The sequence below is a fragment of the Streptococcus sp. 27098_8_22 genome (assembly GCF_041432415.1).
Lineage (GTDB): Bacteria > Bacillota > Bacilli > Lactobacillales > Streptococcaceae > Streptococcus > Streptococcus pseudopneumoniae_M.
The window spans coordinates 133,060-145,206 of sequence record NZ_JAPVZP010000002.1 but is presented as its reverse complement, the minus strand read 5'-3'; the positions used below and the strand labels follow the sequence as shown (position 1 = coordinate 145,206).

Genomic DNA, 12,147 nt, shown 5'->3' with positions numbered 1-12,147 from the left:
ACAAGCATTACTTGCTCAGGAAATAGAAGAAGGGATAAAAGTGATTTTAAAGTATATAAAAAGAGGTCGGGATAAAAAACTCCGACCTTGATTCTTATATTCTTATGTTCATGAGCCTTTGACTCAATGTTGATTGGGGATTGAATAGGAAAACAACTCTTGGTTTAAGAGGTTTATTCAACCGCTTTTGTCTTATCCTAAATAGCGTTGTAAAAACTCTCTTGTACGTTCCTCTTTAGGATTTGTAAATAAATCTTCAGGTTTGCCTTCTTCTGCAATAACACCTTTGTCCATAAAGATGACACGGTGTGATACGTCACGAGCAAATTCCATTTCGTGGGTTACAACGATCATTGTCAAGCCTTCTTGAGCTAGTTCTTGCATGATTTTTAGAACTTCACCGACCATTTCAGGGTCAAGGGCTGATGTAGGCTCATCAAAGAGAATGGCATCAGGATTCATGGAAAGTGCACGAGCAATAGCAACACGCTGCTTTTGCCCACCAGAAAGTTGTTTAGGTTTGGCTTGCCAGTAACGTTCTCCCATACCAACTTTTTCAAGGTTCTCTTTAGCGACTTTCTCTGCTTCTGAGCGATCACGTTTGAGAACGGTTGTCTGTGCAACAATCGTATTTTCAAGAACATTGAGATTTTCAAAGAGGTTAAAGGACTGGAAGACCATACCTAGTTTTTCACGATAGTGAGTGAGGTTATACCCTTTTTCAAGTACGTTTTCACCGTGATAAAGGATTTCACCTTCAGTTGGTGTTTCGAGAAGGTTGATAGAACGTAGGAAGGTTGATTTACCACTACCGGAACTACCGATGATAGAAATCACTTCTCCTTTGTGAATAGTGAGAGAGATGTCTTTTAGGACCTCGTTTTGCCCGTAGGATTTTTTGAGGTGTTTGATTTCAAGGATTGGTTGACTCATTATTTCAAATCCTCCGTTTGCATTTGGTTAGCACCTGTCGTGTAGGTATCCATATCCATACGTTTTTCGATGAAGCGGAGGATACGCGTTACTGTGAAGGTGAGGACAAAGTAGATAACTGCTATGATGGTAAAGGTTTGGAAGTACTGGTAGGTTTGTGTTGCTACTGTATTTCCTGAGAAGTAAAGTTCTACTACAGAGATAACGTTCAATACAGAAGTATCTTTGATGTTGATGACGAACTCATTACCAGTTGCTGGTAGAATATTTCGAACAACTTGAGGCAAAACAATCTTACGCATGGTCTGGTTATGAGTCATACCAAGTGCAGTTGCCGCTTCAAATTGTCCCTTATCAACAGACAAAATACCACCACGAACAATTTCAGTCATGTAGGCACCAGTGTTGATTGAAACGATAAAGATAGCAGCTAGCGTACGGTCTAGGTTGATCCCGAAAGCTTGGGCAGTTCCATAGTAGATAACCATAGATTGTACAATCATAGGTGTTCCACGGAAAATTTCAATATAGATATTGAGAATCCAACCGATTAGTTTTTGGATTCCAAAGATAAATTGGTTTTCAGAAAGAGGTGCAGTACGGAAAACACCGATAGCAAGACCGATAGCGAGACCAACGATGGTACCGATAATTGAAATGAGAAGGGTAATACCAGCACCACGCAAGAGTTGCTGCCAGTTTTCAGTCAGAATTTTAGCAACTTGGCCAAAGAAATTACTGTTGCTTTCTTCTGTCGTTGTAGATTCTGCTGGTTGCTCTTTGATCATACGATCCATGAGAGCAACTTGTTCATCTTTAGATATGGTTTCGATACTAGCATTGATTTGGCTGATACGGTCATCATCTTTACGAAGTCCAATAGCGATAGATGTATCCTCTTCTCCAGTTTTAAAACCAGGTTCAGGCTGAATCATTTTGAACTTTGCATTTGCTGATTCGGCAGTTAGAGCTTCAGGACGTTCAGAAACGTAGGCATCAATGACACCAGCTTCAAGAGCTTGACGCATTTGTGCGAAATCACCCATGGCAGTTTCTTTTTTGGCGCCTGGAATTTGAGAAATCAAGTCGTAAAGGTAAACACCTTGTTGAGAAGTGATTTTTGCTCCGCTAAAGTTCTCTAGTGATTTGGCGTTTGCATAGGCAGAATCCTTTTTGACTAAAAGTACTGGTTCGCTAGTATAGTAGCTGCTTGAAAATGCAATTTCTTGTTTGCGTTCAGCAGTTGGGCTCATACCTGCAATGATCATATCAATCTTACCAGAAGTAAGGGCTGGAACAAGTCCTTCCCACTTGGTCTTAACAACCAAGGGCTCTTTACCTAGGTCATTAGCAATCTTTTTAGCTATTTGGACGTCGTAACCATTAGCATATTGGTTGGTTCCATCGATTTTGACAGCGCCGTTACTGTCGTCATCTTGAGTCCAGTTAAAGGGTGCGTAGGCTGCCTCCATACCGATGCGTAAATATTCATCGGCTTGGACCTGGCTAACTAGTCCTAAAGTAAGGGCCAGGCTAGCAAGGATAGTTAAGCATAATTTTTTCATGATTTCTCCTATTTCTAGTCTAAAATTGCTTCTCTCTATTGTATCGAAAAAGCGGAACTTTTTCAATCTTAGTAAACCCTTACTTGTAAAAAATGATATAATAGTGAAAAACTTGAAAGGGAGTTTACGATGAAAAAAAGATGGCTATTTACTTTGGTGTTTGCCTGTTTGCTATTGGTACCTCACCTGGTTTTTGCTGTAGACTTTGATATTCTATCTTTTGATATTCTATCTTATAAGGGAGATTTGAATATTCATGCAGATAATACAGCAGAATTTAGACAGAAGATAGTTTATCAGTTTGAGGAGGACTTTAAGGGCCAAATCGTGGGACTTGGACGTGCTGGCAAGATGCCTAGCGGATTTTATATTGATCCTCAGCCAAAGGTTGAGGCATCTAAAAATGGTCATAAAATCGAAAATCTTACTAGCGAAGTGACAGAAGAAACGAATGGTTATACTGTTAAAATCTATAATCCAGGTCAGGAAGGGGACAGGGTCGAAGTGGAACTTACCTGGCAATTGAAAAATCTTCTTTTCTTATATGATGATATCGCTGAATTAAATTGGCAACCCTTAACAGATAGTTCAGAATCTATTGAAAAATTTGAGTTTCATGTGATGGGAGATAATGGGGCCGAAAAACTCTTTTTCCACACAGGGCAACTCTATAGAGAGGGAAGGATTGAACAGAGTGATCATGACTATACGATTCGTTTAGACAATCTTCCGTCTAAGCGCGGAGTTGAGTTGCATGCCTACTGGCCTCGAACTGATTTTGCTAGCGCTACAGATCAGGGCTTAAAAGGGAATCGTTTAGAAGAGTTTAATAAGATAGAAGAGTCGATTGTTAGAGAAAAAGATCAGAGTAAACAACTCGTTACTTGGGTGTTTCCTTCAATACTTTCCATCTCCTTGTTATTGAGTATCTGCTTCTATTTTACCTATAGAAGAAAAACCACTCCTTCAGTCAAATATGCCAAAAATCATCGTCTCTATGAACCGCCGATGGAATTAGAGCCTATGGTTTTATCAGAGGCTGTCTACTCGACCTCCTTGGAGGAAGTGAGTCCTCTAACCAAAGGAACAGGTAAATTCACCTTTGACCAACTTATTCAAGCTACCTTGTTAGATGTGATTGACCGTGGGAATGTCTCTATTATTTCAGAGGGAGACGCAGTTGGTTTGAGGCTGGTAAAAGAAGATGGTTTGTCAAGCTTTGAAAAAGACTGCCTAAATCTGGCCTTTTCAGGCAAAAAAGAAACAACTCTTTCCGATTTGTTCGCGGATTACAAGGTATCTGAGAGTCTTTATCGCGGAGCCAAAGCTGCTGATGAAAAACGGATTCAAGCAAGGGGACGTCAGCTCAAATCCTCTTTCGAAGAAGCATTGAAAGAGATGCAAGAAGGAGTGAGAAATCGGGTTACCTTCTGGGGACTCCCAGATTACTATCGTCCTTTAACTGGTGTGGAAAAGGCCTTGCAAGTGGGTATGGGACTTTCTACTATCCTACTTCTATTTATCGGATTTGGTTTGTTCTTGTACAGTTTAGATGTTCATGCTTATTTTTACCTCCCTTTGCCAGTACTTGGTTTTCTAGGTTTAGTTTTGGCTGTTTTCTATTATTGGAAGCTTCGACTAGATAATCGTGATGGTGTCCTAAATGAAGCAGGGGCAGAGGTCTATTATCTCTGGACCAGTTTTGAAAATATGTTACGTGAGATTGCGCGATTGGATCAGGCTGAGCTGGAAAGTATTGTGGTCTGGAATCGCCTCTTGGTCTATGCGACCTTATTTGGCTACGCGGACAAGGTCAGCCGTTTGATGAAGGTGCATCAGATTCAAGTGGAAAATCCAGATATCAATCTCTATGTAGCTTATGGCTGGAACAGTATGTTTTATCATTCAACAGCACAAATGAGCCATTATGCTAGTGTCGCAAATACAGCAAGTACTTTCTCTGTATCATCTGGAAGCGGTAGCTCTGGAGGAGGTTTTTCAGGCGGTGGCGGTGGTGGAAGTATTGGTGCTTTCTAAAGAAAACTCAACACAGCCTTTAAAAGTATGATATAATGGAGGGTAGAAAAAGGAGTAATCTATGTATTTTTTTGAAATTTTAAAATCGATCTTTTTTGGGATTGTTGAAGGAATAACGGAATGGTTGCCGATTTCAAGTACTGGTCACTTGATTTTAGCAGAAGAGTTTATTCAGTATAAAGATCAAAACGAAGCCTTTATGTCTATGTTTAACGTAGTCATTCAACTGGGTGCTATTCTAGCCGTTATGGTTATCTACTTTAACAAACTTAATCCCTTCAAACCAGGTAAGGATAAAGTTCAAGTTCGTAGAACTTGGCAGTTATGGCTCAAAGTTTTTGTAGCGACTCTACCTCTTCTCCTAGTCTTTAAGTTTGATGATTGGTTTGACACTCATTTCCATAATATGGTTTCAGTAGCTATTATGTTGATTGTTTATGGGGTTGCCTTTATCTATCTTGAAAAACGAAACAAAGCTCAAGCGATTGAGCCAACAGTCACAGAGCTAGATAAGTTGCCTTATAAAACGGCCCTCTATATCGGACTTTTCCAAGTCTTGGCCCTTTTACCTGGGACTAGCCGTTCAGGTGCCACTATCGTTGGTGGTTTATTAAATGGAACTAGTCGTTCGGTGGTAACTGAGTTTACCTTCTACCTAGGAATTCCAGTTATGTTTGGAGCCAGTGCTTTGAAGATTTTTAAATTTATCAAAGCAGGAGAAGTCTTGAGCTTTGGTCAATTTTTCTTACTTCTAGTTGCCATGGTAGTAGCTTTTGCAGTCAGCATGGTTGCCATTCGTTTCTTGACCAGCTATGTTAAAAAACACGACTTTACGATGTTTGGTAAATACCGTATTGTCCTTGGTAGTGTCTTGCTACTTTATAGCTTTGTACGATTATTTGTATAAGAAAAAAACCTTGAGGGAAGATTCCTTCAAGGTTTTAAAATCCAGTCACAGTGACACCCAGTAAGCGAACGTCTTTATCTTTATCTGTCAGAGATTCGTAAAGTTGGATAGCCATTTGTGAAATAGTTTCAGCATCTTGGATCTTTCGAGATAAGCTTTTCCGCTTAGTCATTGTAGAAAAGTCAGCATAGCGGATTTTTAAAATAATAATCTTTCCAGATTTTTCATGTTTTTGAAGACTTAGGGCAACTCTTTCCGAAAGGAGGGTTAGCTCTTTTTTGATATCTTCTTCTAGATTGAGAATCTTACTATAAGTTTTTTCTTTTCCGATAGACTTACGAATCCGATTGGATTTGACGGGAGAATTATCAATGCCACGAGCCTTGCGATACAGGTCAAACCCGAGTCGACCAAAACGGTCAATGAGACTAATTTCAGAAATTTTTAAAAGATCAGCACCTGTAAATACCTCCATTTGATGCAATTTCTCAACTGTTTTCTTACCTACACCGTGGAATTTAGCGATATCCATTTGTTTGAGAAAATCTTCAGCTTCATCAGGAAGAATAACTGTCAGACCTCGAGGTTTTTGGTAATCGCTGGCTATTTTAGCTAAGAATTTATTATAAGACACACCAGCAGAAGCAGTCAAATGAAGTTCATTCCAAATATCTTGTTGAATTAGTCGAGCGATTTTAACAGCGGACTTGATACCGAGTTTATTTTCAGTCACGTCTAGAAAAGCTTCATCGATACTCATAGGCTCGATATTATCCGTATAACGTTTGAAAATAGCTCGAATCTGTTGACCAACAGCAGTATATTTTTCGTAGTTTCCAGAAATGAAAACGGCTTGAGGGCAACGTTCATAGGCTTCTTTAGAACTCATAGCTGAGTGGATGCCAAAGACTCGCGCTTCATAGCTACAGGTAGAAACAACTCCTCGACCACCAGTTTTTCTAGGATCACTACCAATCACAACTGGCTTCCCTTTAAGTTTGGGATTGTCTCGAATTTCAACAGCAGCAAAAAAGGCATCCATGTCAATATGGATGATTTTACGAGATAAATCATTCATTAGTGGAAAAATTAACATGGAAAAACCTCTCAGTACTAGTTTGTTTAATTTTATTATACTCTTTTTCTGAAAAAATGAAAATCAAATAACCTCTTTCAAAAATATAATACAGTTCGCGGGATATTTTGAACTGTATTAGAAAAGAAAGTATTAAAAAAGTGAGTTTTTAGTTGTTGAAATCGTTTACTGTGTGTTATACTGAATACATGAATGTAACAGATGACTGTTACTAGAAAGAAAAAAGAGGAATTAACATGGTTGTTAAGACAGTTGTTGAAGCACAGGACATTTTTGACAAAGCTTGGGAAGGCTTTAAAGGTGTTGACTGGAAAGAAAAAGCAAGTGTATCACGCTTTGTACAAGCAAACTACACTCCTTATGATGGAGATGAAAGCTTCCTTGCAGGACCAACAGAACGTTCACTCCACATCAAAAAAATCGTAGAAGAAACTAAAGCACACTATGAAGCTACTCGTTTCCCATACGATAACCGTCCAACTTCTATCGCAGGAATTGATGCTGGATACATTGATAAAGAAAATGAATTGATTTATGGTATTCAAAATGATGAACTCTTCAAATTGAACTTCATGCCAAAAGGTGGTATCCGTATGGCTGAAACTACTTTGAAAGAAAATGGTTTTGAACCAGACCCAGCAGTTCATGAAATCTTTACAAAATATGTAACAACTGTAAATGATGGTATCTTCCGTGCTTACACTACAAATATTCGTCGTGCTCGTCACGCTCACACAGTAACTGGTCTTCCAGATGCATATTCACGTGGACGTATCATCGGGGTTTATGCTCGTTTGGCTCTTTATGGTGCTGATTATTTGATGGCTGAAAAAGTAAGTGACTGGAATGCTATCACTGAAATCGATGAAGAATCTATCCGCCTTCGTGAAGAAATCAACCTTCAATATCAAGCATTAAAACAAGTTGTTGAATTAGGTGACCTTTATGGTGTAGATGTACGTCGTCCAGCATTTGACACAAAAGAAGCTATCCAATGGACTAACATTGCATTCATGGCAGTTTGTCGTGTTATCAATGGTGCCGCTACATCTCTAGGACGTGTACCAATCGTGTTGGACATCTACGCAGAACGTGACTTGGCTCGTGGTACTTATACAGAATCTGAAATTCAAGAATTTGTTGATGATTTCGTAATGAAACTTCGTACAGTTAAATTTGCTCGTACAAAAGCTTACGACGAATTGTACTCAGGTGACCCAACCTTCATCACAACTTCTATGGCTGGTATGGGTAACGACGGTCGTCACCGTGTTACTAAGATGGACTACCGTTTCTTGAACACTCTTGACAATATCGGTAACTCTCCAGAACCAAACTTGACAGTACTTTGGACTGACAAATTACCTTATAGCTTCCGTCGTTACTGTATGCACATGAGCCACAAACACTCTTCAATCCAATACGAAGGTGTAACAACAATGGCTAAAGATGGATATGGTGAAATGAGCTGTATCTCATGTTGTGTATCTCCACTTGACCCAGAAAACGAAGAACAACGTCACAACATCCAGTACTTCGGTGCTCGCGTTAACGTTCTTAAAGCTCTTCTTACTGGTTTGAACGGTGGTTACGACGATGTTCATAAAGACTACAAAGTATTTGACATCGAACCAATCCGTGATGAAGTTCTTGAATTCGAATCAGTTAAAGCTAACTTTGAAAAATCTCTTGACTGGTTGACAGACACGTACGTTGATGCTTTGAACATCATTCACTACATGACTGATAAGTACAACTACGAAGCTGTTCAAATGGCCTTCTTGCCAACTAAACAACGTGCTAACATGGGATTCGGTATCTGTGGATTCGCTAACACTGTAGACACATTGTCAGCTATCAAATATGCTACAGTTAAACCAATCCGTGACGAAAATGGCTACATCTACGATTACGAAACAATCGGTGAATACCCACGTTGGGGTGAAGATGACCCACGTTCAAACGAATTGGCAGAATGGTTGATCGAAGCTTACACAACTCGTCTACGTAGCCACAAACTTTACAAAGACGCAGAAGCTACAGTATCACTTTTGACAATCACATCTAACGTTGCTTACTCTAAACAAACTGGTAACTCTCCAGTCCACAAAGGTGTATACCTCAACGAAGATGGTTCAGTGAACTTGTCTAAACTTGAATTCTTCTCACCAGGTGCTAACCCATCTAACAAAGCTAAAGGTGGATGGTTGCAAAACTTGAACTCACTTGCTAGCCTTGACTTTGGTTATGCAGCTGATGGTATCTCATTGACAACTCAAGTTTCACCACGTGCCCTTGGTAAGACTCGTGACGAACAAGTTGATAACTTGGTAACAATTCTTGATGGTTACTTTGAAAATGGTGGTCAACACTGTAACTTGAACGTTATGGACTTGAACGATGTTTATGATAAAATCATGGCAGGTGAAGATGTTATCGTTCGTATCTCTGGATACTGTGTAAATACTAAATACCTCACTCCAGAACAAAAAACTGAATTGACACAACGTGTCTTCCACGAAGTTCTTTCAATGGATGACGCATTGAGCTAAGATTCATAAATAATAAATTAAAAACCAGTCACTTTGACTGGTTTTTTTGCTATAAAAAAATATTTTAAAAAAATAGTCAAAATTGGTCAAATCTATTGACTATTACTGACCAAAGTGATAAACTAAGAACATAAGGATTAGGAAATCCTTAGAAAACCTTGGTTTTAAGGTGATTGTTTATGTTATCTTAAGATCAAAGTATGGGTAAAACCTAGAAAAGAGGTGCAACCTATGTTTAACATTAGTATTTTTAGAAGTCCAATCAGAAATTCTGTATTGGAAAAAGAAAAACCTGAAATTATACGTAGAGTAGCAAATTGCTAGTCTAAAATTTTTAAAACAAAGGTCAGAGAACGTCAAAGTGGTTTGACTAACTAATTTTGAAATTAAACGAGGTATAAAATATGAATAACAACTTTAATAACTTTAACAATATGGATGATTTATTTAACCAATTGATGGGCGGTATGCGTGGATATAGTTCTGAAAATCGTCGTTACTTGATTAACGGTCGTGAGGTAACTCCGGAAGAGTTCGCGATTTACCGTCAAACAGGTAAACTTCCTAGTGAAGGAAGTGACCAAGCTCAATATGTTCAAGGTAAAGGTATGAAACAAGACGGTATTCTTGCTAAACTTGGACGTAACTTAACTGCTGAAGCTCGTGAAGGGAAGCTGGATCCGGTTATTGGACGTAACAAGGAAATTCAAGAAACATCTGAAATCCTTTCTCGTCGTACAAAGAATAACCCAGTTCTAGTCGGTGATGCTGGTGTTGGTAAAACGGCAGTAGTAGAAGGTCTTGCCCAAGCTATCGTAAATGGTGATGTTCCAGCAGCAATCAAGAACAAAGAAATCATTTCAATTGATATTTCTGGACTTGAAGCTGGTACTCAATACCGTGGTAGCTTTGAAGAAAACATTCAAAACTTGGTAAAAGAAGTTAAAGAAGCTGGAAATATTATCCTCTTCTTCGATGAAATCCACCAAATCCTTGGTGCAGGTAGCACAGGGGATGGTCAAGGATCTAAAGGTCTTGCTGATATCTTGAAACCAGCTCTTTCACGTGGTGAATTGACAGTAATTGGCGCGACAACTCAAGATGAGTATCGCAACACTATTTTGAAAAATGCTGCTCTTGCTCGTCGTTTCAACGAAGTAAAAGTTAATGCACCATCTGCTGAAGATACTTTCAAGATTCTCCAAGGGATCCGTGATCTTTATCAACAACACCACAATGTTATTTTGCCAGATGAAGTTTTGAAAGCGGCTGTTGATTACTCTGTTCAATACATTCCACAACGTAGCTTGCCAGATAAGGCTATCGACCTTGTCGATGTGACAGCTGCTCACTTGGCAGCACAACACCCAGTGACAGATGTACATGCTGTGGAACATGAAATTGAAGAAGAAAAAGCAAAACAAGAAGCTGCAGCTGCTAAAGAAGATTACGAAGCAGCCCTTAATGCAAAAATTCGTATCGAAGAACTTGAAAAGCAAATTGCCAACCATACAGAAGATCACAAGGTTACAGCGACTGTCAATGACGTAGCTGAGTCTGTAGAACGTATGACAGGTATTCCTGTTTCACAAATGGGTGCTACTGATATCGAACGTTTGAAAGACATGGGTCACCGTTTGCAAACTAAGGTTATCGGTCAAGATAAAGCCGTTGAAGCAGTGGCACGTGCTATCCGTCGTAACCGTGCAGGTTTTGATGAAGGAAATCGTCCAATCGGTAGCTTCCTCTTTGTAGGTCCAACTGGTGTTGGTAAAACTGAGTTGGCTAAACAATTGGCTCTTGATATGTTCGGAACTAAGGATGCTATCATCCGTTTGGATATGTCAGAATACAGCGATCGTACAGCCGTTTCTAAATTGATTGGTACAACAGCAGGTTATGTTGGTTACGACGACAACAACAATACTTTGACTGAACGTGTTCGTCGGAATCCATACTCAATTGTCCTCCTTGACGAGATTGAAAAGGCAGACCCTCAAGTGATTACTCTTCTTCTTCAAGTATTGGATGATGGTCGTTTGACAGACGGTCAAGGTAACACTGTAAACTTCAAGAATACGGTGATTATCGCAACTTCAAATGCTGGCTTTGGTTATGAAGCGAACTTGACAGAAGATGCGGATAAACCAGAACTCATGGATCGTTTGAAACCATACTTCCGTCCAGAATTCTTGAACCGTTTCAACGCTGTGATTGAATTCTCACACTTGAGCAAGGCAGACCTTTCTAAGATTGTAGATTTGATGTTGATTGATGTTAATAAGACTCTTTCTAAGAAAGAAATCGACTTGGCAGTGAGCGATGCAGCCAAAGAATACATGACTGAAGAAGGTTATGATGAAGTGATGGGTGTTCGTCCACTCCGTCGAGTAGTTGAACAACAAATTCGTGACAAAGTAACAGACTTCCACTTAGATAATTTGGATGCTAAACACCTTGAAGCCGACATGGAAGATGGTGTCTTGGTCATTCGTGAAAAAGCCTAAATCAAAGTTTTGCGAATCAAAAAAGGAACCAGCTGAAAAGCCGGTTCTTTTGTGTTAAATGACATGACGTTCAAAGGCATCATCTGAGATTCCTTGTTCAAGAATCAATTTTGCCCATTCCTTAGCTGAAAATAGGCTGTGGTCTTTATAGTTTCCACAAGATTCAATGGTAGTTCCTGGGACATCTTCCCAAGTTGTAGTCTCAGCGATTTCCTTCAGTGAATCCTTGATGACAGCTGCGATTTCAGCGCTAGTATGACGTCCCCACATAATCATATGGAAACCTGTACGACAACCAAATGGGGAACAATCAATCATACCATCAATGCGAGTACGGATGAGCTTAGCCAAGAGGTGCTCGATTGTATGAAGACCAGCTGTTGGGATAGAGTCCTCATTTGGTTGAACCAAGCGGATATCAAAGTTAGAAATGATATCTCCCTTAGGACCTGTTTCTTCCCCAATTAAACGGACATAAGGTGCTTTAACAATGGTGTGGTCAAGTTCAAAACTTTCAACAATAACTTCTTTTGACATGGTATTTCCTTTC

Annotated in this window: 8 protein-coding genes; 4 read left to right on the top strand and 4 right to left on the bottom strand. The window is 39.4% G+C overall.

Annotation, left to right across the window (positions count from 1 at the left end):
* Positions 1 to 192: 192 nt before the first annotated feature.
* Together O3633_RS04290 and O3633_RS04285 are read right to left on the bottom strand one after the other, a co-directional pair.
* The gene (locus O3633_RS04290; protein WP_371620503.1) at positions 193 to 933 is read right to left on the bottom strand and encodes an amino acid ABC transporter ATP-binding protein; all 741 of its coding nucleotides are present in this window, start codon (positions 931 to 933) and stop codon (positions 193 to 195) included.
* Positions 933 to 2,498, bottom strand: coding sequence for an ABC transporter substrate-binding protein/permease (locus O3633_RS04285; protein ID WP_049531061.1), 1,566 nt, complete (start codon positions 2,496 to 2,498; stop codon positions 933 to 935). The genes O3633_RS04290 and O3633_RS04285 overlap by 1 nt, the downstream gene beginning before the upstream one ends.
* 129 nt (positions 2,499 to 2,627) lie before the next feature.
* Between O3633_RS04285 and O3633_RS04280 the strand changes: the two genes are divergently transcribed.
* A complete protein-coding gene (locus O3633_RS04280; protein WP_371620502.1) occupies positions 2,628 to 4,535 on the top strand; it encodes a DUF2207 family protein in 1,908 nt (635 codons plus the stop codon).
* A gap of 61 nt (positions 4,536 to 4,596) precedes the next feature.
* Positions 4,597 to 5,442: an undecaprenyl-diphosphate phosphatase gene (locus O3633_RS04275; protein WP_371620501.1), complete on the top strand. Its 846-nt coding sequence runs from the start codon at positions 4,597 to 4,599 to the stop codon at positions 5,440 to 5,442.
* A gap of 34 nt (positions 5,443 to 5,476) precedes the next feature.
* Here the strand turns inward: O3633_RS04275 and dinB are convergent, their stop codons facing one another.
* A complete protein-coding gene (gene dinB / locus O3633_RS04270; RefSeq protein WP_371620500.1) occupies positions 5,477 to 6,538 on the bottom strand; it encodes a DNA polymerase IV in 1,062 nt (353 codons plus the stop codon).
* A 236-nt stretch (positions 6,539 to 6,774) separates the two neighbouring features.
* On the opposite strand from dinB, the gene pflB reads away from it, so the two are divergent.
* Both pflB and O3633_RS04260 read left to right on the top strand, forming a co-directional pair.
* A complete protein-coding gene (pflB, locus tag O3633_RS04265) occupies positions 6,775 to 9,090 on the top strand; it encodes a formate C-acetyltransferase (RefSeq protein WP_045763615.1) in 2,316 nt (771 codons plus the stop codon).
* Between the two features lie 404 nt (positions 9,091 to 9,494).
* Positions 9,495 to 11,597: an AAA family ATPase gene (locus O3633_RS04260; protein WP_371620499.1), complete on the top strand. Its 2,103-nt coding sequence runs from the start codon at positions 9,495 to 9,497 to the stop codon at positions 11,595 to 11,597.
* Positions 11,598 to 11,651: 54 nt separating this feature from the next.
* On the opposite strand, the gene O3633_RS04255 is transcribed toward O3633_RS04260, so the two are convergent.
* The gene (locus O3633_RS04255; protein WP_000032544.1) at positions 11,652 to 12,134 is read right to left on the bottom strand and encodes an S-ribosylhomocysteine lyase; all 483 of its coding nucleotides are present in this window, start codon (positions 12,132 to 12,134) and stop codon (positions 11,652 to 11,654) included.
* Between the last annotated feature and the right edge of the window lie 13 nt (positions 12,135 to 12,147).

Bases quoted from the DNA above. Each gene is read 5' to 3' on its own strand.
- O3633_RS04275 (WP_371620501.1), top strand. From the start codon at position 4,597: ATGTATTTTTTTGAAATTTTAAAATCGATCTTTTTTGGGATTGTTGAA.
- O3633_RS04260 (WP_371620499.1), top strand. From the start codon at position 9,495: ATGAATAACAACTTTAATAACTTTAACAATATGGATGATTTATTTAAC.
- O3633_RS04255 (WP_000032544.1), bottom strand. From the start codon at position 12,134: ATGTCAAAAGAAGTTATTGTTGAAAGTTTTGAACTTGACCACACCATT.
- dinB (WP_371620500.1), bottom strand. From the start codon at position 6,538: ATGTTAATTTTTCCACTAATGAATGATTTATCTCGTAAAATCATCCAT.
- pflB (WP_045763615.1), top strand. From the start codon at position 6,775: ATGGTTGTTAAGACAGTTGTTGAAGCACAGGACATTTTTGACAAAGCT.
- O3633_RS04285 (WP_049531061.1), bottom strand. From the start codon at position 2,498: ATGAAAAAATTATGCTTAACTATCCTTGCTAGCCTGGCCCTTACTTTA.
- O3633_RS04290 (WP_371620503.1), bottom strand. From the start codon at position 933: ATGAGTCAACCAATCCTTGAAATCAAACACCTCAAAAAATCCTACGGG.
- O3633_RS04280 (WP_371620502.1), top strand. From the start codon at position 2,628: ATGAAAAAAAGATGGCTATTTACTTTGGTGTTTGCCTGTTTGCTATTG.